Annotated in this window: 25 protein-coding genes; 10 read left to right on the top strand and 15 right to left on the bottom strand. The window is 64.8% G+C overall.

The annotated features are described in order from the left end of the window. Positions 1-20: 20 nt before the first annotated feature. Complete coding sequence (locus tag R4P57_RS05325; protein WP_317801825.1) at positions 21-842, bottom strand: DUF1707 domain-containing protein; 822 nt, start codon at positions 840-842, stop codon at positions 21-23. Between the two features lie 9 nt (positions 843-851). After that, positions 852-1658: a DUF1707 domain-containing protein gene (locus tag R4P57_RS05320; RefSeq protein ID WP_317801824.1), complete on the bottom strand. Its 807-nt coding sequence runs from the start codon at positions 1656-1658 to the stop codon at positions 852-854. 99 nt (positions 1659-1757) lie between these two features. Here R4P57_RS05320 and R4P57_RS05315 point away from each other — a divergent pair, with 99 nt between their 5' ends. The 3 genes from R4P57_RS05315 (at position 1758) to R4P57_RS05305 (ending at position 6658) form a co-directional block, all read left to right on the top strand. Further along, entirely contained in the window at positions 1758-2189 is a 432-nt protein-coding gene (locus R4P57_RS05315) for a DUF5318 domain-containing protein (protein WP_317801823.1), read from the top strand. 315 nt (positions 2190-2504) lie between these two features. Beyond that, positions 2505-5054 carry a transglycosylase domain-containing protein gene (locus tag R4P57_RS05310; RefSeq protein ID WP_411742306.1) on the top strand — a complete coding sequence of 850 codons (2550 nt, stop codon included), beginning with the start codon at positions 2505-2507 and terminating at the stop codon, positions 5052-5054. Positions 5055-5194: 140 nt separating this feature from the next. Further along, entirely contained in the window at positions 5195-6658 is a 1464-nt protein-coding gene (locus R4P57_RS05305) for a glycosyltransferase family 87 protein (RefSeq protein WP_317802304.1), read from the top strand. Here R4P57_RS05305 and R4P57_RS05300 read toward each other — a convergent pair. From R4P57_RS05300 to R4P57_RS05260, 9 genes are all read right to left on the bottom strand, one after another. Further along, positions 6633-7856, bottom strand: a complete 1224-nt coding sequence (locus tag R4P57_RS05300) for a TerD family protein (RefSeq protein WP_317801822.1) — start codon at positions 7854-7856, stop codon at positions 6633-6635. The genes R4P57_RS05305 and R4P57_RS05300 overlap by 26 nt on opposite strands. A 90-nt stretch (positions 7857-7946) precedes the next feature. Beyond that, positions 7947-8174: a helix-turn-helix transcriptional regulator gene (locus R4P57_RS05295; protein ID WP_317801821.1), complete on the bottom strand. Its 228-nt coding sequence runs from the start codon at positions 8172-8174 to the stop codon at positions 7947-7949. Next, positions 8174-8773, bottom strand: coding sequence for a hypothetical protein (locus R4P57_RS05290; protein ID WP_317801820.1), 600 nt, complete (start codon positions 8771-8773; stop codon positions 8174-8176). Before R4P57_RS05290 ends, R4P57_RS05295 begins: the two co-directional genes overlap by 1 nt. Positions 8774-8857: 84 nt before the next feature. Next, complete coding sequence (locus tag R4P57_RS05285) at positions 8858-9604, bottom strand: ESX secretion-associated protein EspG (RefSeq protein ID WP_317801819.1); 747 nt, start codon at positions 9602-9604, stop codon at positions 8858-8860. A 2-nt stretch (positions 9605-9606) separates the two neighbouring features. Next, the gene (locus R4P57_RS05280; RefSeq protein ID WP_317801818.1) at positions 9607-10986 is read right to left on the bottom strand and encodes a PPE domain-containing protein; all 1380 of its coding nucleotides are present in this window, start codon (positions 10984-10986) and stop codon (positions 9607-9609) included. Positions 10987-11025: 39 nt separating this feature from the next. Next, a complete protein-coding gene (locus R4P57_RS05275) occupies positions 11026-11829 on the bottom strand; it encodes an HAD family hydrolase (protein ID WP_317801817.1) in 804 nt (267 codons plus the stop codon). Then, entirely contained in the window at positions 11826-14159 is a 2334-nt protein-coding gene (locus tag R4P57_RS05270) for a phosphoribosyltransferase (protein WP_317801816.1), read from the bottom strand. The genes R4P57_RS05275 and R4P57_RS05270 overlap by 4 nt, the downstream gene beginning before the upstream one ends. Further along, entirely contained in the window at positions 14156-15304 is a 1149-nt protein-coding gene (locus R4P57_RS05265; protein WP_317801815.1) for an HpcH/HpaI aldolase/citrate lyase family protein, read from the bottom strand. The genes R4P57_RS05270 and R4P57_RS05265 overlap by 4 nt, the downstream gene beginning before the upstream one ends. Positions 15305-15327: 23 nt before the next feature. After that, on the bottom strand, positions 15328-16413 hold the full coding sequence (locus tag R4P57_RS05260) for a hypothetical protein (protein WP_317802302.1): 1086 nt from the start codon (positions 16411-16413) through the stop codon (positions 15328-15330). A gap of 219 nt (positions 16414-16632) precedes the next feature. Here R4P57_RS05260 and R4P57_RS05255 point away from each other — a divergent pair, with 219 nt between their 5' ends. Both R4P57_RS05255 and R4P57_RS05250 read left to right on the top strand, forming a co-directional pair. Beyond that, positions 16633-17208 (top strand): TerD family protein, encoded by a 576-nt coding sequence (locus R4P57_RS05255; protein ID WP_317801814.1) that lies wholly within the window; start codon positions 16633-16635, stop codon positions 17206-17208. Positions 17209-17299: 91 nt separating this feature from the next. Beyond that, a complete protein-coding gene (locus tag R4P57_RS05250; RefSeq protein ID WP_317801813.1) occupies positions 17300-18397 on the top strand; it encodes a DUF475 domain-containing protein in 1098 nt (365 codons plus the stop codon). A gap of 24 nt (positions 18398-18421) precedes the next feature. Here the strand turns inward: R4P57_RS05250 and R4P57_RS05245 are convergent, their stop codons facing one another. From R4P57_RS05245 to R4P57_RS05230, 4 genes are all read right to left on the bottom strand, one after another. Further along, the gene (locus R4P57_RS05245) at positions 18422-18787 is read right to left on the bottom strand and encodes a helix-turn-helix transcriptional regulator (RefSeq protein WP_317801812.1); all 366 of its coding nucleotides are present in this window, start codon (positions 18785-18787) and stop codon (positions 18422-18424) included. A gap of 127 nt (positions 18788-18914) precedes the next feature. Continuing rightward, positions 18915-19163, bottom strand: a complete 249-nt coding sequence (locus R4P57_RS05240) for a hypothetical protein (RefSeq protein ID WP_317801811.1) — start codon at positions 19161-19163, stop codon at positions 18915-18917. Continuing rightward, positions 19163-19852 (bottom strand): response regulator transcription factor, encoded by a 690-nt coding sequence (locus R4P57_RS05235; RefSeq protein WP_317801810.1) that lies wholly within the window; start codon positions 19850-19852, stop codon positions 19163-19165. Before R4P57_RS05235 ends, R4P57_RS05240 begins: the two co-directional genes overlap by 1 nt. 29 nt (positions 19853-19881) lie before the next feature. After that, a complete protein-coding gene (locus tag R4P57_RS05230) occupies positions 19882-21264 on the bottom strand; it encodes a hypothetical protein (protein WP_317801809.1) in 1383 nt (460 codons plus the stop codon). Between the two features lie 161 nt (positions 21265-21425). Here R4P57_RS05230 and rpsF point away from each other — a divergent pair, with 161 nt between their 5' ends. From rpsF to R4P57_RS05205, 5 genes are all read left to right on the top strand, one after another. After that, on the top strand, positions 21426-21713 hold the full coding sequence (rpsF, locus tag R4P57_RS05225) for a 30S ribosomal protein S6 (protein ID WP_008711385.1): 288 nt from the start codon (positions 21426-21428) through the stop codon (positions 21711-21713). A 57-nt stretch (positions 21714-21770) separates the two neighbouring features. Next, the gene (locus tag R4P57_RS05220) at positions 21771-22322 is read left to right on the top strand and encodes a single-stranded DNA-binding protein (RefSeq protein ID WP_032378699.1); all 552 of its coding nucleotides are present in this window, start codon (positions 21771-21773) and stop codon (positions 22320-22322) included. A 42-nt stretch (positions 22323-22364) separates the two neighbouring features. Then, positions 22365-22607 carry a 30S ribosomal protein S18 gene (gene rpsR / locus R4P57_RS05215; protein WP_032396926.1) on the top strand — a complete coding sequence of 81 codons (243 nt, stop codon included), beginning with the start codon at positions 22365-22367 and terminating at the stop codon, positions 22605-22607. 15 nt (positions 22608-22622) lie between these two features. Continuing rightward, positions 22623-23078 carry a 50S ribosomal protein L9 gene (rplI, locus tag R4P57_RS05210; RefSeq protein WP_314143710.1) on the top strand — a complete coding sequence of 152 codons (456 nt, stop codon included), beginning with the start codon at positions 22623-22625 and terminating at the stop codon, positions 23076-23078. A 234-nt stretch (positions 23079-23312) separates the two neighbouring features. After that, positions 23313-25592 (top strand): bifunctional SulP family inorganic anion transporter/carbonic anhydrase, encoded by a 2280-nt coding sequence (locus R4P57_RS05205; protein WP_317801808.1) that lies wholly within the window; start codon positions 23313-23315, stop codon positions 25590-25592. The last annotated feature ends 118 nt before the right edge of the window (positions 25593-25710 follow it).

The raw sequence follows: 25710 nt of genomic DNA, 5'->3' as shown, positions 1-25710 counted from the left end.
GATCGTGACGCCGGCGGCGGTTACTTGTAGACGGCAATCGCGTTGCCGGCGAAGTCGAAGACGATGCGTCCGCTTTCGGCGGTGCGGAATTCGATTTCCGGTCGTTCCTGGTTGTCGATGGAGATGGTCTCCACCACTGCCGCCGGGTTACCGAGTGACTCAGGCACTCCGGCAAGCAGATTCGCCACCAGTGCGTGGTCGATGGACATCCATTCGAATGTTCCGGCCTCGTCCAAGCTGGATGACGAATACAACCGCGGGTCGAAACCGCCGTCGACACTCACGTCTTCGACGGCACGGTTGGCGTCGAAGCGGTAGATGTCGGCCCGCTGATCGACCAGGCGGATGCTGACCGAGATGACCTCCGAGGTTTCGTACCGGTCGACGTATTGCTGTCGGAAGTCGTCGAGACCGGCCGCGGTATCGAAGTCGAAGGGCCGCGCGACAATCGGCGTCACACCGTCGGCAACCTCGACCACAGATGTCGGGCTCGATGTGGGGCTCGATGTGGGAACAGCAGCCAGGATCGGCTCGTCGTCGGCCGGGGAGTCGAGCAGAAACACGGTCAATCCGACGGCGACGACGATGACGGCGAGAAGTGCATAGAGCAACCGACGTTTGGGTTCGTAGTGCCGCGGCGGCGGTTCGGGCAGGTCGACGTCGGTCTGCAGATCGTCGGTCAGAGCGCGAAGATCACTGAGTGTGACTGCAGCGCCCGCTCTTTCGATGCGAAGTCGATGTTCCTCGTACGTCATCTGCCCGTCGGAGTACGCCCTGTCCAGCGCGGTGGCCGTCGTGGCGCGATCGATTTCCCGCGCGCGCTTGCTCGCATTTCCCGACATGATCGGCCCTTATCCTTCCGGATCCCATGGTCTGACGGAGGTGAAGTTGCCGTCGAGATCGAGTGTGAGGTGCCCGCTCTCACCGAACTCGTTGTTGGCGAAGACCGACACCTCGGGGCCGCTGCCGTAGTCGCGCACGAGGAGGTAGATGGTATCGACCTGGGTGAGGTTCAGGCTCGCGCCCGCACCGGCGATCACACCGGCAACGACAGGCAGATTCAAGGCACCTATGTCCACTGTGGGCGTCGACGCCGGTCGGGCGGTCGCACTGCCGAAATCCTCCACCGATCCGTCACGGTAGATGGAGTCGACACCGAGAAACGGACGCCCGGGGTCGACGCGCGTGTATATGGCGTAGTCCGGATAGACACTGAGGTCGTCGAGCACCGTCGTACCGAACTGATCCCGTGCAATCGACACGACGCGTTCGAGACCGTCGAGTTCGAGGTATCCCGCGGATCCGAACTGGTGCCGCGCATCGTCGGGGACGGCACAGGAGCGGATGCCGAAAGCGAGGGCGACGACGGCACCGATCAACGGTACGACCACGGTCAGCAGCCCCAGCTGGCGTCCACGTCGGCCGGGCACGGTGACGCTCTTCCACGGCGCCATCTCCGTGAGATCGGTCTCGCCCTGCAGGTCCTCGATCAGTCGGTGGAGATCTCCCAGAGTGGCAGCTTTCATGGCTGCTGCCACTCGCGCCGCGTGTTCGGCGTCGGTCAGCTGCCCGTCGTCGCGGGCCCGATCGAGAGTGGCGCACGCGTCGGTGCGATCTCCGTCTCTCGCCCGCGTGGAGGGGGCAGACCGTGTCGGCACAGGTGGAGCATAGTTTCTCGGCGTCGAAATGGGGTCTTGTACTGACTCAGGCGGGGTTCGCAGGTCCGCATCGGAGGGGCCGCACGTACTCTGGTCCTCGTGCGACTTCAGCGACAGGTGGTGGACTACGCCCTTCAGCGTCGGTCGCTGCTGGCCGAGGTCTACTCCGGAAGGACGGGTGTCGCAGCGGTCTGTGATGCAGATCCGTACCTGCTTCGCGCTGCCAAGTTCCACGGACGTGGCAGCGATGTGGTGTGCCCCATCTGCCGCAAGGAGCAGCTCACGCTGGTGTCCTGGGTGTTCGGCGAGAAGCTCGGGGCACTGTCCGGGTCGGCGAGAACGGCGGACGAACTCGTCCGCCTCGCGGCGTCCGAGGAGGAGTTCTCGGTCCATGTGGTCGAGGTGTGTAGGTCGTGCAGTTGGAACCACCTCGTCCAGTCCTATGTCCTCGGGGCCGTCCCCGCGCCCAAACAACCCCGTCGTCCGCGATCGGGTTCCCGTCAACCGAACCGTCGAACAGCGAGTGAGTGACACAATCGCTCCGCTGATCCCATCAACCGAGAATTCGACGCGGCCGCCGAAATTACTGGAGATTCGTACGTGAGTTCCCCCTACGACAACAACCCGGGTAGCAACGAACCGGGCCGTAGCGACTCCGGACGGCGTCCCGACGTGCCCGGGCCGCCACGCGGCAGTCGACACTCCGATCCACCCGGACGTCGCCCGGTGCCCCCTCCAGGCCAGCGCCCGATGCCTCCGCAGGGTCGTCCCCCGATGCCTCCTCCCGGTCAGCGTCCCGGACCTCCCCCCGGTCAGCGTCCCGGGCCGCCTCCAGGGCAGCGTCAGATGCCTCCGCAGGGTCGTCCTCCGATGCCTCCTTCCGGCCAGCGTCCCGGACCTCCTCCGGGGCAGCGACCGGGACCTCCTCCCGGTCAGCGTCCGATGCCGCCGCAGGGTCGTCCTCCTATGCCGCCGCAGAGCCGACCCGTTCAGGGCAGGTCGCCGGTGGATCCGGTGAGTGGACGTCCCGCAGGCGAACGTCCCTACGGCGAACGTCGGTACGGAGAGCCGCCCATCGCGCCTCCTGTTCGTTCCGCTGCCCCGACGGGCGTCACTCGGTCCGGCGCTGTGCCACCACCCCACGAACCGAACGATCCATCAGTTCTCTCCTCGGGCAGCGAACCGCCCGAGCCGCCCGAAAGAGGTCCCGCCGCGAAAACGAAGAAGAAGTCCAGGAGTGCAGCCGGCGGAACGACCAAGTCCAAGTGGCGGGTCGTTCGACGCACGATGTATGCGTTGATCGCCCTGGGTCTGATCGTGCCGATCCTGGCGTTCATGGTGGCGTACACCGTCGAGGACGTGCCGCGTCCCGGCGACATCAGAACCAACCAGGTCGCCACGATCTTCGCCGCCGACGGCTCGAGTGTGCTCGGCAAGGTGGTGCCACCCGAGGGCAACCGCACCGACGTGACGGTCGACCAGATCCCGGAGCATGTGCGTAATGCTGTGCTCTCGGCCGAGGACCGCGATTTCTACTCCAATCCCGGATTCTCGGTGACGGGCTTCGGTCGAGCTCTCCGTGACAACGTGCTCGGACGCGACAGCGCCGGCGGCGGTTCGACCATCACCCAGCAGTACGTGAAGAACGCGTTGGTCGGTAACGATCGGACGCTGACCCGCAAGATGCGTGAGCTGGTCATCTCCTCGAAGATGGCGCGTCAGTGGTCCAAGGACGACATTCTCGCTGCGTATCTCAACACCATCTACTTCGGACGCGGTGCGTACGGCATCGCTGCCGCGTCGACGGCGTATTTCGGCAAGTCCGTGGATCAGCTCTCCGTCGAAGAGGGTGCGGTCCTGGCGGCGGTCATCCAGCAGCCATCCAACCTCGATCCTGAGTTCAACCCCACCGGCGCGCAAGCTCGTTGGGATTACGTGCTCGACGGAATGGTCTCCCAGGGGCAGCTCGACGCGACCCAGCGGGCGGCGATGATGCTCCCGGCAGTGGTCCCGAGCGCACAGGTCGATACCGGTGACGCCCAGGATGCCGGGCCGGACGGCTTGATCAAGGCCCAGGTGCTGCGCGAGCTGTCAGCTGTGGGTATCAGTGATCAGGACCTCAACACCGAGGGCCTGCAGATCACGACGACCATCGATCCGAAGGCTCAGGCCGCTGCGGTAGATGCCGCGAACAGCAACCTCGAGGGTGAACCGTCCGAGCTGCGGACGGCCTCGGTGTCGATCGATCCACGCACCGGCGCAGTCCGCTCGTATTACGGCGGTGCGGACGGGCGAGGATTCGACTTCGCCCAGTCCGGGTTGCAGACCGGATCGTCGTTCAAGGTGTTCGGTCTGGCCGCGGCGCTCGATCAGGGCATTCCGCTCTCGAAGATGTACGACAGCTCCGAACTCGACGTCAACGGCATCGAGATCAGCAACGTCGAGGGCGCGTCCTGTGGAACGTGCACCATCGCCGAGGCACTGAAGCGTTCACTGAACACCAGCTTCTATCGGATGATGCTCAGCATGGACAATGGCCCTCAGGCCATCGCCGACATGGCACACACGCTCGGCATCCCGCAGGAGATCGAGGGAGTGGGGCCCACCCTGACCGAGCCCGACAACGCAGGCCCCAACTACGGCGTCGTGCTCGGCCAGTACCAATCTCGCGTCATCGACATGGCCTCGGCCAACGCGACACTGGCGGCGTCCGGGGTTTATCACACTCCGCACTTCGTGCAGAAGGTCGTCACTGCCGACGGCACCGTGCTCCTGGACCGTGCACCAGAGGCCGGCCAGCAGGTCGTCTCCGCCGCGGTCGCGGACAACGTGACGTCGGCGATGCGTCCGATCGCCGGCTACTCCAACGGTCACAACCTCGCCGGCGGTCGCCAGTCGGCGGCCAAGACCGGTACCGCTCAGCTCGGAGACACCGGGCAGAACAAGGACGCCTGGATGGTCGGTTACACGCCGTCACTGTCCACGGCCGTGTGGGTCGGTACCGAGCAGGGTCTGCCGCTCGAGAACAGTTACGGCGGAATGATCTACGGATCGGGCTTACCGTCGGACATCTGGAAAGACACGATGGACGGCACGTTGGACGGCACCTCGAACGAGACCTTCCCGACGCCCGAGGCCATTGCGGGTCAGGCCGGGGTGCCGCAGTACTCGGCACCCGCGCCGACAGCCACGGTCGCACCGTCGACAGCCCCGCCGCAGGTGACCCTGCCGATTCCGACGGAGATCTCGCCGCCGGTCGTCATCACTCCGCGGCAGGTCGAGATTCTGCCCGGTGTGACCATCCCGCTGCCCGGACTGGCACCGGCGCAGCCCGCGGCACCTGAACCGGCGGCACCCGAACCGGCAGCGCCCGAACCGGCAACGCCCGGGCAGTAACGACGCCAGCGGTGACGACCGAACCCGACCGCAAGGGTCGAGCAGTGGCGAGCCCCGGTCGCCTCGACCCGGCGAGCGCTGCGGGCCGCGATTTACCCAGGAGCGCAGCGGGCCGCGATTTACCCAGTCGTACCGATCCGATGACCGAGGAACTGTCCTCGGTCATCGGCGGTCCGGTCGGGAAGCACGCGCTGATCGGTCGGCAGCGCTGGTTCACCGCGCTACGGGTCGTTCTGCTGCTGGCGGTGATCTTCCTGAGCTTCGGTTGGTTCGCCAAGGCCGCCTGTATCCAGCAGGCACCGGTGGGGCCGGGCGGTGAGCTCGGACTCGATTGGAGTGGCAGTCGCCAGTACGTGGCGATGTGCTATTCCGACACCGTGCCGCTCTACGGGGCGGAGCGACTCGACCAAGGTGCGTTCCCGTACAAGAAGTCCTGGGAAGAAACCAAGGCCGACGGGTCGAGTCAGATTCGGTACATGGAGTACCCGGTGCTCGCGGGGCTGTACCAGTACGGCTCGATGGTCGTCGGAAAGGCCTGGAACTCGCTGAGTTTCCTGCCGCAGGCGCTGCCGGTCGTCGTCTACTTCAACGTGGTTGCCCTGGGATTGGCCGTCGCCTGGTTGGTCACCGTGTGGGCCACCGCCATCGCTGCCGGACGCCGTATCTGGGATGCCGCCCTCGTGGCGGCCTCGCCGCTGGTGATCGTGCATGGATTCACCAATTTCGATGCTCTCGCAACGGCTTTCGCGCTCACCGGGTTGCTGGCGTGGGCCAAGAAGCGGCCGGTTCTGGCCGGAGTTCTGATCGGTCTCGGCGGTGCCACCAAGCTCTATCCCCTGCTGTTCCTCGGGCCACTGCTGGTGCTGTGCTGGCGCACCGGAAAGATGCGTGAGTGGGGCATCACCGCCTGCGCGGCGATCGGTGCCTGGCTGGCGGTCAATCTTCCTCTCGCGCTGCTGTATCCGTCGGGGTGGTACGAATTCTTCCGGCTCAATTCCGAGCGCGGTGCCGACCCGGATTCGCTGTACAACGTCGTCACCTCGTTCACCGGCTGGACCGGCTTCGACGGCCCCCTCTACCCGGGCGACAAACCGTTGGTTCTCAATGCCGTGACGCTCGTGTTGTTCGCCATCGTGTGTGCGCTGATCGCCTATATCGGCACGACGGCACCGACGCGGCCGCGGCTCGCGCAACTGGTCTTCCTGGTGGTGGCCGGGTTCCTGCTCACCAACAAGGTGTGGAGCCCGCAGTATTCGCTGTGGCTGGTTCCGTTGGCCGTACTGGCGCTGCCGCATCGTCGAATTCTGTTGGCGTGGATGACGATCGACGCGTTCGTCTGGTTCCCGCGGATGTACTACTACCTGGGTGTGGAAAACAAGGGACTACCCGAGCAGTGGTTCACCGCGACCGTCGTGGTGCGCGATGTCGCCGTGATCGGATTGTGCGCGTTGATCGTTCGGCAGATCTACCGCCCGGCAGAGGACCTGATTCGAAACGGCAGCGCCGTCGACCCGCTCGGTGGCGTGCTCGACGGCGCTGCAGATCGGACCGCGTCGGATCGGACCGCCCGGCGACCGGTCACATATAGCGGCCGAGCTGTTTGACGGCTTCACCGGCGTGCTTGGCCTGGATACCGTCGCCGATGGCCTGGAGCTTCCATTCACTGCCCTGGCGATACACCTTCGCCATCACCAGACCGGTGAACGGCATGCCGCCCTGGAGAGTGAAGCGGGCCAGTTCGGTGTTGGTGGTGTTGTCGACCAGACGGCAGAATGCATTCGCGACCTGCTCGAACGTCTGACCGCGGTACGAGGTGACGGTGAAGACGATGCCGGTCACGTGCTTGGGTACGCGCGTCAGGTCGACCACGATCACCTCGTCGTCGCCCTCGCCCTCGCCGGTGAGGTTGTCGCCCTGGTGCACGATCGAGCCGTCCTTGGCCTTGAGCTGCCCGTAGTAGACGACATCGTTGACGTTGCGGTCGGCGAGCATGATCGCCGACGCGTCCAGGTCGATGTTCGCGGCTCGGCCTCCGCCGCCGAACAGTCCGCCCTTCTTCGGAGTGGTCACCGGGTCCCAGCCGAGGCCCATGCGGATAACCGTCAGAGCCACGCCGCCGTCCTTGCGGAGGGTGACCTTCTGGCCCTTCGTGAGGCTGACGGGCTTGGCCTTGGTGAGGCTGACTTCCGGAGCCTCGGTGGAGACCGGGGCGGCGGGTGGTGCCGGCGGCGCAGCGGGCGGCGGCGAAGTGGCGGGAGCGGGAGGAGGTGTCGGTGCGGGAGCAGGGGCGTCGTCCACGGACACACCGTGGTCGGTCACCAGCGCGGCGAACCCACCCGCGTAACCCTGCCCGACGGCTCGGACCTTCCAACTTCCCTGACGGCGGTAGATCTCCAGCGCGATCACGATCGACTCCGAGCTCAAGCCATCGATTGTGTACTCGTACAACACATTTCCGGTCGCGTCGCTCACTCGCGCGACGGGAGCGGCGGATCGACCGAAGTTGCTCGACGCGTCGTCGAGGGTGATGACAGCGCGGATCTGCTCGATATCGGCGGGAATTGCAGCGAGCGACACGGCGAGCCGCGCCGGTCCGCCCTGGCCTGGCTCGAGGCGTACGCCGGGGCCGGTGGGCTGGTTGAAGAACACGAAATCGGCGTCGGTGCGGACTTTTCCGGCGTCGGTGACCAGTAGCGCGGACAGGTCCGCGGGTACGGCCAATGCGATGGAGACGACGACGTCACCGACGGTGAGGGGGCCGTTCTGACCCTTGGACAACGGTTGACCGGCCGGAGCAGACAATGTGATGGACTCTCTCTCGTAGTGCTGGTTACCGTCATCCAATGTACTTGTTCGATTTGTCCGACTGGTGTGTCTGCGATTCGGCACCCGTCAGATCTGGCGCAGGGTGAACAGGTCGCCGGGTGTGCAGCCGAGGACGCGGCACACGGCGGTGAGTGTCGAGAATCGGATGGCCTTGGCGCGGTCGTTCTTGAGCACCGACAGATTGACGACACTGACCCCGGCGAGACGCGAGAGCTCGGCGAGCGTCATGCCGCGGGCGTCGAGAATCTCGCCCAGATGGCAGACGACGAGGTGGTCGACGGATTCTTCCGCCATCAGACCAGGCCCTCGGAATCGCGAGCGAGCTTGGTCCCTTGAGTGATGGTGGCGTAGACGAACTGGAGGAACACTGCGATGACCACTGCTGCGTAGAGGCCGTTGGCGGATCGGCTGGTATCTACGATCTCGCTGAGGTCGAGGGCTCCCACGACACTGTTGGTCCCGAGCAAGTTCAGGAAACCGGTGATGGCGGGGTAGACGGCGATGCAGACGCTGATCATCACCACGTCGGTGCGGGCGGCGTTGGTGAACGGGTTGCCGACGATGACGCGGTCGCAGAATCGGTAGACGAACAGCAGCCCCACCAGAATGATGACCATCCCGACAACGATGGAGCTATACCGCAGGACGTCGATGAGGCCCAATAGCCTGCTCAGGTCGGCTTTGGGAACGCTGAGCTCGATCGAGTTGCCCGGCTGCAACTGGCCGCCGAACAGTTCGGCGGGTGGAGTGCCACGCCTCGGTTCCAGAGGCGCGAGGACGTAGTCCGACGAGTGGTATTTCCACATTTTCCATCCGGACCATCCCACGGCCAGTGCCGCGTAGAACGCCATCGCCCATTTGTTGGCCCGTGCCGAGCCCAGTCCGTATGCCATGTCGACGCCTCCATATCGATAGTCGATAACAACGAATATCGATAACCTATCGAAAATCGATACGGTGTCAAGGGCAGGCCGGCATCACCGCCTCAGCGCGACCGCCACGTGCCGTCCGATCTCCGACGCCAGGCCGGCAGTATCGGCGGGCGCGATGTGGATCGACTCTGCGGAGTGCACGATGTACCGGCCGTCCCGTTCGAAGTCCATCCAGAAGAACGAGACGGCATCGGTGTCGCGACGGTTGTCGTAGGTCATCCCGCGCGCGACGATGATCTCGCCGACTGCAGACCGTGGGCGGTCGAAGTACGACCGAAACTGCTCGTCCGCCGTAGCCCCTCGGGTTGCGGTGGACAGATGCGTGCCACCCGATGTCGCTGCAGCATCAGCGCGTTCGAGTCTCTCGGCCGGTCGGTGGCCTGCAGCGATATTCGGCACGGATCCGAGAACTACGGCGGGGGCATGGGCCGGGCCGGTCAGTTCGATGGTGACGGCACCGCCGGCGGAGGCGTCGGGCCCCGGTTGCTGGGTGAGCACCGCGGCGATGTCGTGGCGAATCGCTGCGTGGCTGCGCTTGATTCCGTAGCGGGAATCGGTTGTCTCGCCACGGCATTCGATGCGAACGATCGGGTCGACGACGGTCCGAACAGCTGCGCCGAGCTTCTCGTCCATCATCGCGTCGATCCTCGCCGACGCCTCCCGCCGCAGTTGTCGGAGTTCGTCCACGGTATCGACGTCGATGGTGACCGCCAGGGGGTACGGCAGTCGATCGCGTCCGAATCGACTGCACAGCATCATGAAATCGAGGCCGGGCATAGTCCAGGTCGTCATCGTCAGCCGCCGAGTACCGGAGGTGCAACCAGAGGCAGATCGCCGATCAGTTCGCTGCCGTTGCTCACGTCGACCAGGTAACCGGGAGTCGCGTGTTCGCGGTCGTTGTCTCCGGCTCCCCGTGCGCCTGCTCCGCCCATGGCACCCATTCCCGGCATTCCGTGCGCTCCCGCGCGGCCGGCCGACGCCGCAGCTGCGCTGCCCGGACCGCCGGTACCGCCCGCCCCGCCGCCGCCCGCCCCGCCGCCGATCGGAGGGCCGAGAACCGAGCCGCCGTAACCCGATCCTGCACCGGAACCGCCTGCGTATCCAGCACCGCCGCCGTAGCCCGAACCAGTGGATCCTGTGAAGCCGCTGCTGCCCGGTCCTGTTCCGCCGTAGCCGCCGCCGGGACCTGCGCCGACCCCGGGACCCGCACCACCGCCGGAAGCGCCGGGCCCAGTGGCCGATGCGGCACGAGTTTCACCGGAGTTGTCGGCCGGAGGCAGGGAACCCGGACCGCCGGACCCGGACTGCTCCGCCGGAGTACCGGTCCGACCCGCTTCGGCAGCCTCGGGGCCGCCGGGTTGCGCCTGTGTTGCAGCCGTTCGGGCCGCCGAATCCGCCCCGTCCGCTCCACTGTTGCCGGAGGTCGACCAGACACCGCCACCTCCGCCCCCGGCGGAGTTTCCGAGTCCCCAGCCTCCGCTGGAACCGTCACCATCAGCGATCGGGTTGTGCGCCGCCGGTAGCACCGGTACCTGAGAATCGGACTGCAATACCCCTGGTACGTAGACCGAGCGCATGATTCGGCGTGCTTCTTCCTGCTGCTCCTCTCGGGCCGACACTGCATCCTTCGCGGCGAAGGGAATGGGCAGAAGGGCATCGATCATGCTGCTTCCGGCCGCAACCACCGGTGGCATCCTCGACTGCGTCTGCGTGAAACCGGAGTGCGCCTCGAGCAATTTGTTGCTGATCAAGCTCATCGAGGTGGACAGCGCGGTCGCAGACGAGACGTAGTTGCCCACACCGCCGCGGACGGCGTCGGCTGTCGGTCCCGACCAGCCCGACGTCATGGCCGCCTCTATGCCGGAACGGAAGCCGTCGGATCCGGTGGTTGCGGCAGCGGACAAGTCGTTCCAGTTCTTGGACGAGTTCACGATGGTGGCGGTTCCCAGCGATCCGACCATGGCCGCGATCTGCTCGTGCGGCATCACCTCGAACGCCTCGGTGATGACCACTTCGGTCGGCTCGAACTCGCCGCGATAGTCGATTGCCACGTTCGCCTTCTCGAATGCCGCTTCGAGAACGGAGTCGAGAAATTCGGGACCCATAGGCGTCACGAATGTACTGGTGACCAAGTTGTCGATCGTCGCTGCGAGTTCCTCGTACGGATCCGTCATGCCCACCCCTTGCCCTACGTCTGTCTCCCCGACGAACAGTTAGACGCGGCGCACGGCAGTTCGGTTCCGCAGCCACTCGAGAATTTCCTCGCTGGCCCGGACGCCGGAGGAGTCGGTGACCGTCAAGCCCGGCCGGGTGAATCCGAGCAGTTCGAGTTCGCCGTGCCGGGGTCGGATCGCAGCATCGGCGGCGATGAGCATCTCGGCGTCGAGTGCGCCGTCACCGGCGGCGAAGAGTCGAGCTTCGGAGCTGAGTGTGCCGTCCTGGATCAGCCTGGACCGCACCTCGGCCACCGCAGATCTCTTGCACACCGCGTTGGGCATCGTGTAGATCTTCCGACCCTGTTGCGAGACGTTCCAGTCCCGAACGGCGCACCACTGCGACCACTCCGCGACGAAGTCCTCGGGCACGGCGGCCGTGTTCACCACCAGGTAGCAGAACAGGCCGTCGGCCTCGCGGTACTTGAGGACCCAGTCCTCTGAGACCCGCGATCTCAACTCGGCACCGATCCCTGCCAGATCCAACTCGAACCCGTTGCGCCAGTGCATATCCGGCTCACCGTCGACGAGGATGTTGCCGCCGTTGCTGGTGATCGCATACCGCCAGGGCGCCCCGGGCAGCGAGATCCGCTGAAACTGTTCGATGGTCCGCGTGGTGGTCGGCACCACGACGGTGGTCTCGCTCAACTCACGAAGGGCTGACACCGAGCGAGAGCTCATGTAGGACAGTGGTTTTCCCTCGTACATCTCCACACACTCGAACGTATCGTCCAGGGGCACACCCAGTGCGCCCTCGGAGAAGATCATCGTACGGTCGAGATCCACCGCGACGAGAGCGCTCACGACGCGTCCCCGCTCGAGACGTTCTTGATCAGCCCCATGCATGAATAGGCGAGGTCGGGAACCACGTCCACCGGTACTCCCCTGGCCGCGGCGAGCATCCGAATATGTTCGTGCTCGGGCGCATCGGCGTCCCGCACCAGTACCCGCCATGGGACACGACGCAGCAGTACCCGCGTGGTCTCGCCGACACCGGGCTTGACGAAATTGACGTGCGAGATGCCGTACCCCGCGCGGACCTTCTCCACCGATGCCCATCCCGTCCAGGTGGGGGTTCGGTCGGAGGTCAGCACGGCGGTCACCGAGGCGGCGACCTCGTCCCGCACGTCGTCGAAACGCGCAGCGACGGTGTCGAGCAGGTGGCGCGAGACGTCGTCGGGGGCGAGATCGGCGTAGTACTTCGCACCGTGGAAGTCTCCGGGACGAATCAGGCTGTCGTTGAGTACGGTTCGTGAAACCAATCCCGAAACAGTCGAATTGAGGCAGGCCGACGCGATGAGGAAGTCGTCGCGGGTGCCGTACGTGCGCGCGCAGTTGCCCGGATCGGCGAGCACAGCGAGGTCGTCGTCGAACTCGGCTCCGGGAAAGTCGCGGAGTGCGGCGGTGAGTTCGCGGGCGATCGCACCCTTGCCGGTCCAGCCGTCGACGAACACCACCGAGCGCGAGTCGTGGTGCTCGGCGAGGTAGCGCAGTGCCACGGCGTCGATGCCTCGATCGCGCACGATCGAGACTGCGTAGTGCGGAATCTCGATGCCGTGGGCTGCGAATGCCCAGCGGCGCATCAGAATCCCGACGGGTGTGCCCGCGCGAGCCAGGGATGCGAGTGCGATGCTATGTCCGCGCTCGGCCAGCACGATCTCGGTGACGGTTCCGACCGCGACCGCCAGCCGTGATGCGCTCTCCTGCAGAACTTTCTCGAACAGTTCGCGGTAGGCGAGATCCGGTTGGTACTCGACCGGAAGCGATTCGGCGTAGTGGGCCTCGCCGGCCTGAATGCGTTTCTCCCGCTCCTCGATTCCTGCTTCGAGTGAGACCGACGAGAGGTCTTTGAGCAGCCAGGTGACTTCGTCCGCTGCGTAGGAGCCGAATTCGGGTCCGCGGAGTGGGCGTGCCCGCCGGGCGAATTCGAGTGCCGCCGGGTCGGCTCCGGTCACGACCAACAGGAGTACGTCTGTGCCCGAGGCGGCGAGTGTCTCGGCGGCGGCCGCAAGGGCATCGGTGTCGGCGGGGGCGTCGGCGACCAATACCAGTGTGGCGTCGTGGGGGGCGGACGCGTTGTAGAGGTAGCGCAGTCCCGATTCGTCCTCGGGCGCAGCGAATTCGAAGCCGCGGCGCAAGGGGTAGTCGGGCACGTCGAGAACGTATGCCGGTGACCGGGTTGTGGTCTGGAACAGGGCCCGGTGCCCCCGCTTCTGCAGCGCCGCCGCCAGTCGGAGCGGCAGATACATGAGCTCCTCGTGGCCGATGACGACCACCGGTGCCGATTCGGTGAGTGACGCATCGACGGTGGCTGCGAGAGCATCGATCGCGGAGTCGAAACCTGCCGCGTCGGACCCGAGGAATCCATGGCGGCCGCCGTCGGGCAGGGTCGCCGGCCAGTGTGCGTCGACTCGGTGAACGGAACCGGGCTGTGCAGCAGTGGGATTGAATACCGGATCGGGTAGGTCCAGCACCGTCTCCACCAGTCCCGGCTCCAGCTCCACCGATCCCTGCGCCAGGCTCACGTTGTCGATCCGAACGCCGAGTTCTGCTGCCACCGCAGCAGCAGCAGCGAGATGCTCGGCGGTGCGCATGTCCACCAGGGACGCGATGACGTAATGCGCGCGCCCGGCCGAGGAGTGGATCTGACGCAACGCATCCAACGCGGTCGCTCCGGTCGAGATCTCGTCGTCGACGAGTATCAACGGCAGGTCGCCGGCGAGAAGATCGGCCGATGTGGGCATCAGCAGGTGGTCGGTGGCGTGCGAGTGACCCTCCTCGAACTCGCCGTGCACCGTCATGCCGGGAACGGGGCGACGCGTCGAGTGCAGGTAGCAGTGCGCGCCCAGAGCCGTTGCGACCGTATGGCCCAATCCCGTTGCCGTTTCTGCGAATCCGAGAACGTCGACATCGGAACCGCCCACCGCGGTGTGCACCAGGGCGGCCAGTTCGTTGCCGGCGGCGATGACGACGTCCGGATCGACGGGTATGTGTTTGCCGAGCACCGTCGAGACCAACAGGTGGGCGCGGCGGGGGTTGCGACGCAGACCGGGCCGCACCAACTGCGTGGCCGTCCAGGACGACGACGAACCGGTGTCGGTGAGCACGATTCCGTCGGCCGGATTGGCGTTCATCGCTGTGCCAGTGCGGTCAGTAGATCCACGAACGTGATCCCCTCGTTGGTGACGCCGAACGCCCTGGCGCGCACCACCGTCTGCTTCGCCCAATTACGGTGCGGGCCCAGTTCGTTCATCTTGTTGCGGTAGCCGGACGCCTGGACGCCGCCCTGGTCGGAGGAGAGAATGTCGAGTGCGTCGTGGTATTCCTCGTGCGTCACCGCGGACAGCGCGTGCACGGCAGGCACGTGCGAGGGATGGATGACTGTCTTGCCCTGGATGCCGTTGGCTCGGTCGAGGGCCACCTCGCGCAAGAGGGCGTCGAGGTCGCTGCTGACCAACTGCTGGCGGAAGCGCACGGCGTCCTGGTCGACGAACGGCGTCTGCCGTAGCAAGGGGCGGAACATGCGTTCGTGGTCTGCGAAGTACTCCCACACGGGGCCGGTGATGACGAATCCGGAACCGTCGTAGCGGCCGAGGTGATTGACGATGGCGCTGATGACGTCGGCGACGACGCGGACGTCGTAGATGGTCAGGTCGCGGTCGCGCCGGATGCCGAAGGTGCCGCACATGTCGGTCGCTCCGACACGCACTGCCAGCACGATGTCGCGGTAGTTGCCCAGAAGTTCGCGGATGGCAACCAGTTCTGCGTCGCGGGTCTCGCGGTGCACCACCTCCGGCGATTCGAGAACGGGCATCGCGAACAGGCGGGTGCCGTGTGCCTGCGATGCCGCGACGATCTCGTCGAGGAACTCGGCTCCGCGCGCTGCCGTGAACTTCGGCACGACGAATCCGGCGAGACCGGCGGCCCCGTGGACGAGGCCGGCACAGATGCTGCGGATGTGCGCGGGGGTACGAGCCCGGACGAACACGAGTGATTCCGAACCCGAGAGTTCGTTCAGAGTTCGGACGGTGTTGTCCAAAGCTTCGTCCAGATCATGATCTGCAACAGCGTCTTCGAGATCGATGACAATCGATCGGACGCCCTCGTCGGTCCGTTTGTTCACCGTCGCAGTCAGGTCGGGACGCGTGGCCGGGATGTACAGCGTTGCCCCGAGAGCTGTTGCCACGACGTCGTTTCCGACGCTCGTCTCGATGTCTTCCGGTTGCAGGAAGAACACTCGTTCACGGGTCTCTGCGTCGAGATGGCGAAAGTGTTGCACCACTGTCCTTCGTGTGAATGTGATCAGTGCGAGGTGCGCATGCGTTCGATCACGCCTGCGATGAAGTCCGAAATGGTATCCAGATCCTGCAGATATGACCAGTAGTCGGGGTGGGTACCCGTCAGCGCTGTACTCGCCCTGTCGATCCGGGCGAGCTGAGCATCCAACACCGAGCCCCATTCGGCAACCAGACCACGATTGATCGCGAGTTGTTGAGCATCACGAAGTTTGAACCGCACTTTGTTCTCGGTCTCTTTCGGATCTGCCTTCACTGCGCGCAGCAGACGAACTCGGTCGGTGACCGCGTCCACCAAATGCTCCGCATCGCTGAGGTGGCTGCGGGCCTGGGTCACCAGATCCAGTGCCTGCTCGGGATTGCCCGCGTCGAGCGCCGAACGTGCCGCCCGCAGGTCCTCGTCCGCCTGCTCGATGTGGCGCGCACTCGATCGTTCGTTGCGAGACAGATCTGCCGAGCTCTTGGCGTTGAACTCTCGAAGCAGGGCCGAGAAGGCAGGCGCAATACCCTCGGATCTCGTTCGCACGGCTTCGATTCGGGTGCGCACGGAGGCCAGTGCCGTCCGGGCCTCCTGAAGGCGTCCCGGGGCCGAGTCCACCGCGGCCCGCAGTGCGGCGGCCCGGTCGCGGACCAGGGCGGCGTTTTCTCGGGCGCGCAGAGGGTCGCGCTGATCTGCCTGCAATTGCGTTGTTGCCGAATCGAGTTCGCGCCACGCCTGCCGGAGTGAGGGGTAGCCGGCAAACTGCTCGTCGACGGTGGATCGGGCCGCGTCGGCCTCGGCCAAGGCGTCCTGGACCAGGCGCGGGGTAGCTGCGAACTGAGCGGAGGCCTGCTCGAGGGTGCCTCGATGAGCGTCGTAGAAGCGATCGACGGCCACGCTTGCGTCGTGCAGCAGCCCGGTTGCTCGGTCGAAGGCAGATCGTGCGGCGGCAGTGGTGATTCCGTCGAACTGATCGACGGCGGCGAGATAGGCGGCACCGGCGTCGAAGCATTGCTTCTCGGTGTCGGCCCATCGGCCGGCGAGTCGATCCTGGGGGCGAAGTGCGGTGGAGGCCTCGACTCCTGTCGAGGCGACGGACTGACGCTTGTCCATGTCGAGAAATGCGGCGACAGCGTTGTCCTGGGAACGACGCGCGGCGGCGTCGGATTCGGCACCTCGGCGGAACACCCCAGGCCAGCGACTTGTCACCTGCTCGATAGTACCGACGGGAACCCTGGCGATGTCGTACTCGTTGGCGGAGTACGTCCAAGAACCGGACATTCCCACTACGGTGTACCCGTAACGGGAAACCATTTGCGAAAGGACCTCTCCATGGGCGTCAGCCTCAGCAAGGGTGGCAATGTCTCGCTCACCAAGGCAGCTCCGAACCTGACTGCGGTCATCGTCGGACTCGGGTGGGACATCCGCACGACCACCGGTACCGACTTCGACCTCGATGCCAGCGCCATCGCGCTCAACTCGACGAAGAAGGCCCTGAGCGACGGGCACTTCGTGTTCTTCAACAACCTGAAGTCTCCCGACGGCTCCATCGAGCACACCGGGGACAACACCACGGGTGAGGGCGACGGAGACGACGAGCAGATCAAAGTCGATCTCGCCGCGGTACCGCCGGAGATCGAGACGATCACCTTCCCCGTGTCGATCTACGATGCGGACGCACGCTCGCAGTCGTTCGGTCAGGTGCGCAACGCGTTCATCCGCGTCATCAACCAGGCCGACAACTCCGAGCTCGCTCGCTACGACCTCAGCGAGGATGCCTCGACCGAGACCGCGATGGTATTCGGTGAGCTGTACCGCAACGGCGCGGAGTGGAAGTTCCGTGCTGTGGGTCAGGGCTACGCGTCCGGACTCGCGGGAATCGCCCGCGATTTCGGAGTAAACGTCTAGTCAAGGCCTTCCCAAGATTGGGGATACCCCCGCTCCGTCATTCATGATGGGCGGGGGTTTTTCCGTATCTGTCTCGAGAAAGGCCACGCCTGTGGTTGTGAAGATCTTCGGATGGTCGATCGCGGTCACCATCGTCTCCGTCATCGTGGCCTTCCTGTACGGCGGGATCGAGGCGATGATCCTCGTCCTCATCCTCGGCGTGCTCGAGGTGTCACTCTCGTTCGACAACGCCGTCATCAACGCCACCGTGCTGCGACGCATGAGCGAGTTCTGGCAGAAGATCTTCCTCACCATCGGCATCGTCATCGCCGTGTTCGGCATGCGCCTGCTGTTTCCGCTGGTCATCGTCTGGGCTGCGTCGGGCCTCGGTCCGGTCGCCGCCATCGACCTGGCGCTCAACCCGCCCGCCGACGGTGCCGCGACCTTCCCGGACGGTTCGCCCAGCTACGAGACGCTCCTCACCGACGCGCATCCGCAGATCGCAGCGTTCGGCGGCATGTTCCTGCTGATGCTCTTCCTCGGCTTCATCTTCGAGGATCGCGAGATCACGTGGTTGAGCTGGTTGGAGAAGCCTCTGGCCCGAATCGGTCGCCTCGATCAGCTGTCAGTCGTCGTTGCAGGCTTGCTGCTGGTCCTGAGCGCTGAATTCCTCGCCGACGACGACAAGATCTCGACGGTCATGGTCTCCGGCGTGCTCGGCATGATCACGTACATCGCGGTGAACGGTCTCGGCGAGTTGTTCCACGTCGAAGAAGAAGGCGAAGAGTCCTCGGGTGGACCCAGCGAACTGGCGAAGGCGACAGGTAAGGCCGGCTTCTTCCTGTTCCTCTACCTCGAAGTGCTCGACGCGTCCTTCTCGTTCGACGGTGTCATCGGTGCCTTCGCCATCACTGCGGACCCGATCATCATCGCGCTCGGCCTCGGCTTCATCGGTGCGATGTTCGTTCGCTCGATCACGGTCTTCCTCGTTCGCAAGGGAACGTTGTCCGATTACGTGTACCTCGAGCATGGTGCGCACTGGGCCATCGGTGCTCTGGCGATCATCCTGCTGGTCTCGATCGGTGTGCACATCAACGAGCTGATCACCGGCTTCGTGGGAATCCTGTTCATCGGAGCCGCCCTGGTGAGCAGCATCCGACGCAACAAGCGTCTGGAGAACGAAGGCGTGGAGACCGCAGTCAGCGTCTGACCGTCGGGCTCACAGCTCCGAGATTCACAGCTCCGAGATGTCGACGAGCCCGTCCTGCAGGGCCCGTGCGACGAGGGCCGCCTTGGTCGGTGCCGGGCGTCCGACCGAGGTGTACTTGGCCCGGATGCGGGTGAGATGTGTGTTGACGGTGCCGAGCGAGAGAAACAGTGCCTTCGCCACTTCGGTCTTCGAGTCGTGTCGAATCCAGCAGAGCAGCACCTCGATCTCGCGGCCGGTCAGATCCGGTCGCGGCGGGAACGGGCTCGCGGCGGCGGGAACGGGGTGTATCTGCATCGCAGGCGGAACCAAGCTGATCGGCCCACGTGAACGGCGCGTCGTCGGGACTCCCGAGTCGTCCGCGGAGGGCAAGGGTTCGAGCAGTGCAGACATCAAATCTCCCGGACGCCGAAGTGGGTTGAGACCGACTAAACCAATGTGGTCGATTCTCACAGGTAATTCGCAGGTTTTCTGCCCTGACTATTAGGGGCATTGAACCGTCAACCGTCCCGCCAGCGTGTCACGGAGCTACGACACACTGCCGACCGTCGGCATCGAGTTCGATCCTCACGTCGGCGCTCGAGTCGCTGACCAGGATGGATGCGATCTTCGCGCGGCCGGGCGGCAGTATTCGAGCGGTCACCACTCCGTCTGTGGAACCCCTCAGCGCATCGGAAACCGCGGTACTCACTCGCGTCGAGACTGTGGGATGAACCACAGCAAGCCCGCCGTCGTCGAGCAGAACGACGCGCATTCCAGCGCTCTGCATCAATCCTGCGGAGGTAGCTCGGGCATCGGGAGCCAACCGTCCTCGACCGCTCGCTTGTACAGGTCGGTTTTCGTCGGTGCCGGACGCCCCGCCTCGGCGTATTTGTTGCGGATCCGCACCAGGTAGTCGTTGACGGTCTGTTCGGACAGTCCGGCCAGGCGGGCGACGCGTCCGGCTTTCTCGCCCGACGCGTAGAGGGCGAGTACCTCGCGCTGGCGTGGGCTGAGTCCGACATCGGGAAGCTGCGGATCGCCGTCGATCGCGGCAGCCCAGTCCGTCGTGACGACCTGCCCGCCGCTCGCTGCGCGTCGGATCGCGGAGACGATCGCCGCCGCAGGTGCGGATTTTCGGACCACGCCCAGCACGCCCGCACGGGCGGCCGAGCGAACCAGAAAGGCATTTTCGGCACCGGTGTAGACGAGGACGCGCGCACCGGCGGCGTGCAACTGCTCCACGTTCGAGCGGGGCGACGACCCGTCACCCAAACGAAGATCGAGTACCACCAGATCGAGTGTCTGCTGTTGGGCGAGCAACTCTGCGACGGTGGCGGCGGTGGACACCAGTTCCAGGTCGGGTTCGTCTGCGAGCATGGCCTTGAGTCCGAGCGCTACCGATTCGTGGTCCTCGACGAGGCCTATGCGCCGCGCCCCCGCAGCAGATTCTTCGTGCGCCTGCGACGTCTCTGCCATCTCCCCGCCCCCACCCGTTGCGTACCGTGTTACCTGTTTTGTACCAGGGTTCTCGGCTTCGCGGGGTTCAACGCAGATGCGCGTCCGGCCGGCACTCGCAACTCGGACCTGATGAACAACACGAACAGCACGATCAGCAGCAGCGCCCGTCCCCACACCCCGACGAGAACGAAGAACTCCTCATCGTTGGCATCGGCACCCGAGGCCAACGCGGCGAAGTACTTGAAGACGCCGATTCCCATCGACAGATCGACGAGCAGGTACGCGGCGACGAGTCCCCACGGGATTCGAAGCAGCACCAGGAAGGGCAGCAGCCACAGCGTGTACTGCGGAGAGTGCACCTTGTGCAGCAGCATGAACCCGCACAGCATCGATCCGCTCACCGCGACCCACGGGTACGTCCCGAGAATCTTTGCGCGACGAAAGCCGAGCCACAGCGCAAGAGCGAACGCGGCGAACACCAGCAGCGGCGACGCGACGTCGACCACATCCTGGAAGGAGGCCTCGGCCTCCGCGTAGGCATCGGGAGTCATCTGGTCGCTGATGTAGACGTGGCGCAGTCCCCAGTACCAGATGGAGTTGGTCGTCAGGTCTGCCTGCCGCAGCGACTGGAACGTGAAGGATGCACGCCATCCCTCGTAACCGAGCACTGCGAACGGCAGATTCACTGCGACGACCGTGCCGATCGCAGCGCCTGCAACCATCAGGCCGCCGCGGATGTCCCAGCGACCCTTCATGGTGTCGGCGGACTCGCGCCCGTCGATGCCGCCGGTGACCACGTACGCGATCAGAGGCAACACGAATGCTCCCGGATAGAGCTTGAGGCAGAAGCCGACGGCCAGCAGCACCGACGCGAGAATCGCTTTGCGCCGCAGCGGCATCGGCAGCGTCATGACGAAGATCGCGCCGACGGCCGCGGCCACGACGGGAAGCTCCCAGTTGTGGAAGGCGTACATCACCAGAGGCGGGCCGACAGACCACAGCAAGGCGGACCAGCCCGCCATCCGGCCGAGCATCCAGGCGGTGAGCAGACCGAACGGCGCCAGAATCAACGCCGAGGTCAACAGGAACTGCGCGTCGGTGTGTGCCGGGATCGCACCGAGCCACATCAACAATCCGCTCAGCACCGGGTACTCCACCGTCCCGCCGGTGAGGATTCCGTCGCTGGTGATGGCCCCGTGGATGTACGGAAAGATGTGATTGTCGATGTCTCGGCCGAGCCACAGGAATTGAATGTCGGAGTAGCAGACCGAGGAATCCTTGATGGCGTCGAACACCGTGCTGCGACCGGAGGCGTCGAACGGCGCGACCGCGCATCGGGCCTTGTTCAGATATCCCAGAATCAATCCCACCGCAGCCATCGCGACGACCACGACGACCGTCATCGGATTGGCGCGGACCCCGGATCGCATGGTGCAAGACTATGACGCGCGAACGCCGGACCGTGCGCCCGACGCGAATTAGCAGGTCAGGGCCCTGTCGTGTATCTTCGAGGGGTTGCTGACGCAACGACCCTCCTGCCACGGATAGTCCGTGGCCGTTTTCACTAGTCCACAGGAGGTGATGAGGTCTTATGCGTCATTACGAATTGATGGTCATTCTCGACCCCAATCTGGACGAGCGCACTGTCGCTCCGTCGCTCGATACGTTCCTCAACGTCGTTCGCAAGGATGGCGGCACCGTCGACAAGGTCGATGTGTGGGGCAAGCGTCGTCTGGCCTACGAAATCCTCAAGCATGCCGAGGGCATCTACGCCGTTGTGAACCTCAACGCCGAGCCTGCCACCGTCAGCGAGCTGGATCGTCAGCTCGGACTCAACGAGTCCGTTCTGCGTACGAAGGTCCTGCGACAGGGCAAGTAATTGTCGTTGCCCGCCTCTAGGCTGGCATCTACAACGCTTACTACTGAAAGAGGAACCATGGCAGGCGAGACCGTCATCACCGTCATCGGAAACTTGACGGCTGATCCAGAACTTCGATTCACCCCCGCCGGTGCGGCGGTTGCCAACTTCACAGTTGCATCAACCCCGCGCACATTCGATCGTCAGACGAACGAGTGGAAAGACGGCGACGCGCTCTTCATGCGCTGCAACATCTGGCGCGAGGCAGCGGAAAACGTTGCCGAGAGCTTGACCCGAGGCTCGCGAGTGATCGTGAGCGGACGGCTGCGGCAGCGCTCGTACGAGACGCGTGAAGGTGAGAAGCGGACAGTCGTCGAGCTCGAAGTCGACGAGATCGGACCTTCACTCCGCTACGCCACCGCAAAGGTCAACAAGGCCAATCGCGGTGGAGGTGGCGGCGGAGGCGGCTTCAACTCCGGCTCCGGCTCCGGTTCCTCCGGCGGATCGAGCGGCGGCCGCTCGAACTCCTCGTCCAACTCCGGTTCCGGTGGAGACGATCCCTGGGGCAGTGCCCCGGCGGCGTCGGGCTCCTTCGGCGGACGTGGCGGAGACGAAGAGCCACCGTTCTAGATCCTTCGATCGAGAACAACCAGATGTAACGGAGAAAGACCCATGCCCAAACCGCCATTGCGCGACAAGGTGCTCAAGAAGAAAGCGTGTTCCTTCTGCAAGGAAAAGAACACGTCGATCGATTACAAGGACACGACGTTGCTGCGTAAGTACGTCAGCGATCGCGGAAAGATCCGTGCTCGCCGTGTCACCGGCAACTGCGTCCAGCATCAGCGTGACGTGGCCGTTGCCGTGAAGAACTCGCGTGAGGTAGCACTGCTGCCTTACGCCGCGACGGCTCGATAGAAAGGGGCGATTGGTATGAAACTGATCCTCACCGCTGATGTGGACAACCTCGGTGCGCCTGGCGACACCGTAGAGGTCAAGGACGGCTACGGCCGTAACTTCCTGCTGCCCCGCGGACTGGCCATCCAGGCCACCCGTGGAGCTCAGAAGCAGGTCGACGGCATCCGCCGCGCTCAGGAAGCTCGTGCCGTCCGCGGCCTCGAGCACGCCAACGAGCTCAAGCAGGCCATCGAAGGCCTCGAGGCCGTCACGCTGTCCGTGAAGACCGCGGGCGACACGGGCAAGCTGTTCGGCTCGGTCACCGCGTCGGACGTCGCTTCTGCTCTGAAGGCTGCCGGTGGCCCGGTCGTCGACAAGCGCAGCATCGATCTGCCGAAGGCTCACGTCAAGAGCACGGGCAAGCACGACATCGTCGTGAACCTGCACCCCGACGTGACCGCCAAGTTCAAGCTGGAGGTCGTCGGAAGCTGATTTCAGCTTTCGGCCCGTTTCGGTCGAACAAAGCCCCACGAACCAAGGGTTCGTGGGGCTTTTTCGTGTCTTCTCACAAAGATCAACTGTCGCAATGGGTTCCGATTTGTGAAGCATCTCTCTCGAGACGTTCGTGAGCAAAGCTTTGCGTACTCTTTAGGCGGGGCGACATCGAACATCGACACCAACTGGATCCACCCGACCTGACGCCTAGACGCCCGGAGGAACGCTGCCGTGACCACGACCGTGGAACCCGATTCCGACCCCAGTCCCGAGACCCGACCCGAGCCGCAGTCTCGCGTCGGGTCGATCCTGAAATACGACGTACCGGCCTCGTTGGTCGTTTTCCTTGTTGCAGTGCCACTTTCGATCGGTATCGCCGTCGCATCGGGTGCGCCGATCATGGCCGGTCTCATTGCCGCGGTGGTCGGCGGAATCCTCGCCGGGATACTCGGCGGATCACCGCTGCAGGTCAGCGGCCCGGCAGCAGGCCTGACCGTCGTGGTTGCCGAGTTGGTCAACCAATTCGGTTGGGGCGTCACGTGCGCCATCACGGTCCTGGCCGGTGCCGTGCAGGTACTGCTGGGAATGAGCCGGATTGCGCGCAGTGCGCTGGCCATCTCGCCCGTCGTGGTGCATGCGATGCTTGCCGGAATCGGTATAACCATTGCGCTGCAACAGATTCACGTACTCCTCGGAGGCGAATCCGAAAGTTCCGCGGTCCAGAACGTCCTGGCCATCCCCACGTCCGTCGCGAACGGCCAGTGGCCGTCGATCGTCGTCGGCGTAATCGTGGTCGTGCTGATGTTCACCTGGCCACGGTTGGGCCAGTTGTCCGGCGTGCTGGCCAAGGTCACCAAGGTGCCGGCCGCCCTGGTCGCAGTGGTCACCGCGACCGCGGTCTCGATCTTCTTCTCCCTCGATGTCGAACGAATCGAGTTGCCCGGCAACCTGATCGAGTCCTTGAGCCTGCCCGTCATGCCCGACGGGCAGTGGAGTGCCTTCGCGACCGGCGTCATCACCATCGCGCTGATCGCCAGTGTCGAGAGTCTGCTCTCCGCGGTGGCCGTCGACAAGATGCACAGCGGTGAGCGCACCAATTTCGACCGGGAACTGATGGGGCAGGGCGCAGCCAATATGGCCTCCGGTGCCATCGGCGGTCTGCCGATCACCGGTGTGATCGTGCGCAGTGCCACCAACGTCAAGGTCGGGGCCAAGTCTCGTGCATCGGCGATTCTGCACGGCGTGTGGATTCTGATCTTCTCGGTACTGTTCATCTCGATCGTCGAACTGGTTCCGTTCGCCGCTCTGGCCGGGCTGCTGGTGATGATCGGCGTGCAGCTGATCAAGCTGGCGGACATCAAGATTGCCAACAAGACCGGAGACATCGCGGTCTACGCGGTCACGGTCGTCGGAGTGGTGGCGCTCAACCTGCTCGAGGGTGTGTTGATCGGTTTGGCGCTGTCGATCATCCTCGTGTTGCGTCGTGTGGTGTGGGCCAAGGTCAGGGCCGAGGAAACGGTCGACGGCACCTGGCGCGTCACCACCGAGGGTTCGTTGAGCTTCCTTGCGCTCCCTCGATTGACGCACGTGCTGTCCACCGTCCCCGCAGGCACCGCCGTCACTGTGCATCTGGGCGTGGATTTTCTCGATCACGCCGTGCACGACGCCCTGAACGAGTGGATGCGTCAGCACGAACTCGGTGGTGGCACAGTGAAGGTCGAAGAAGTGGGCACCGCCTCGATGGCGGCCGCTGCCGAGGGTCCGCCCAAGCGCGGATCTGCGACGGTACGCAGCTCGTTGGCACCGTGGCGCGCCTGGCAGCTCAAGAGCGATGTGGCGCAGGACGATTCGCCTGCTGCTCTGCGGCCGGTGTTGAGCGGGGTGGCGGAGTACCACCGCACGCATGCGCCCAACATACGTCCGCACCTGGAGGGTCTGACCGACAACCAGGATCCGGACACCCTCTTTCTCTGCTGTGTGGATTCGCGAGTCATGCCGAACACGATCACCAGCAGCGGGCCGGGAGATCTGTTCACCGTCCGAAACATGGGCAACCTCGTGCCGGCCCAGGGGCAGGATTGTTCGGTGGAGGCGGCGCTGGCGTTCGGCGTCGATCAGCTGGGCACCTCGTCGGTGGTGGTGTGCGGACACTCGGGTTGCGGTGCCATGAAGGCGGTGCTGAGTGGGCCGGAGAACGCCGCGGACGCGTCCGTCGCGGAGTGGTTGGGTTACGGGATGGCAAGCCTCGACGCGTACCGCAGCGGGCATGTGGTGGGTCGTCAGGCGGCGGAGCTCGGCTTCGGTGAGGCGGATCAACTCGCGATGGTGAACGTGGCGGTGCAGTTGCAGACGCTCACTCGTCACCGCGTCGTAGGCCGAGCCAACGCCGAGGGACGGTTGCGAATCACCGGACTGTTCTTCGACATTCCCACGGCACGAGTGCTTCAGATCGGTACCAAGGAGGTCACCGTGTTGGACCCGGCGAAGTGCCCGCAGGAGACCGTCGGCTGAGCTTTTGTCGGCAGTGTCGAGGGGCCCGATTCCAAGCGCGGAATCGGGCCCCTCGCGTCGAAACGGGAGCCTGGTCTGTTTCTGTGAGTCATCCCAGTCACTGTGACCTAGTTCACCC

Source organism: Rhodococcus sp. IEGM 1330 (assembly GCF_033142445.1).
GTDB lineage: Bacteria > Actinomycetota > Actinomycetes > Mycobacteriales > Mycobacteriaceae > Rhodococcoides.
This window is presented reverse-complemented; position numbering and strand designations above follow the sequence as displayed.

Excerpts from the sequence above, each read along its gene's own strand:
- R4P57_RS05310 (WP_411742306.1), top strand. The coding sequence starts at position 2,505 with ATGCCTCCGCAGGGTCGTCCTCCGATGCCTCCTTCCGGCCAGCGTCCC.
- R4P57_RS05245 (WP_317801812.1), bottom strand. The coding sequence starts at position 18,787 with ATGTCTGCACTGCTCGAACCCTTGCCCTCCGCGGACGACTCGGGAGTC.
- R4P57_RS05240 (WP_317801811.1), bottom strand. The coding sequence starts at position 19,163 with ATGCAGAGCGCTGGAATGCGCGTCGTTCTGCTCGACGACGGCGGGCTT.
- R4P57_RS05290 (WP_317801820.1), bottom strand. The coding sequence starts at position 8,773 with ATGGCATACGGACTGGGCTCGGCACGGGCCAACAAATGGGCGATGGCG.
- R4P57_RS05270 (WP_317801816.1), bottom strand. The coding sequence starts at position 14,159 with ATGAACGCCAATCCGGCCGACGGAATCGTGCTCACCGACACCGGTTCG.
- R4P57_RS05285 (WP_317801819.1), bottom strand. The coding sequence starts at position 9,604 with ATGACGACCTGGACTATGCCCGGCCTCGATTTCATGATGCTGTGCAGT.
- R4P57_RS05230 (WP_317801809.1), bottom strand. The coding sequence starts at position 21,264 with ATGCGATCCGGGGTCCGCGCCAATCCGATGACGGTCGTCGTGGTCGTC.
- rplI (WP_314143710.1), top strand. The coding sequence starts at position 22,623 with ATGAAACTGATCCTCACCGCTGATGTGGACAACCTCGGTGCGCCTGGC.
- R4P57_RS05280 (WP_317801818.1), bottom strand. The coding sequence starts at position 10,986 with ATGACGGATCCGTACGAGGAACTCGCAGCGACGATCGACAACTTGGTC.
- R4P57_RS05220 (WP_032378699.1), top strand. The coding sequence starts at position 21,771 with ATGGCAGGCGAGACCGTCATCACCGTCATCGGAAACTTGACGGCTGAT.
- R4P57_RS05295 (WP_317801821.1), bottom strand. The coding sequence starts at position 8,174 with ATGGCGGAAGAATCCGTCGACCACCTCGTCGTCTGCCATCTGGGCGAG.
- R4P57_RS05305 (WP_317802304.1), top strand. The coding sequence starts at position 5,195 with ATGACCGAGGAACTGTCCTCGGTCATCGGCGGTCCGGTCGGGAAGCAC.
- rpsF (WP_008711385.1), top strand. The coding sequence starts at position 21,426 with ATGCGTCATTACGAATTGATGGTCATTCTCGACCCCAATCTGGACGAG.
- R4P57_RS05235 (WP_317801810.1), bottom strand. The coding sequence starts at position 19,852 with ATGGCAGAGACGTCGCAGGCGCACGAAGAATCTGCTGCGGGGGCGCGG.
- R4P57_RS05325 (WP_317801825.1), bottom strand. The coding sequence starts at position 842 with ATGTCGGGAAATGCGAGCAAGCGCGCGCGGGAAATCGATCGCGCCACG.
- R4P57_RS05255 (WP_317801814.1), top strand. The coding sequence starts at position 16,633 with ATGGGCGTCAGCCTCAGCAAGGGTGGCAATGTCTCGCTCACCAAGGCA.
- R4P57_RS05260 (WP_317802302.1), bottom strand. The coding sequence starts at position 16,413 with ATGGACAAGCGTCAGTCCGTCGCCTCGACAGGAGTCGAGGCCTCCACC.
- rpsR (WP_032396926.1), top strand. The coding sequence starts at position 22,365 with ATGCCCAAACCGCCATTGCGCGACAAGGTGCTCAAGAAGAAAGCGTGT.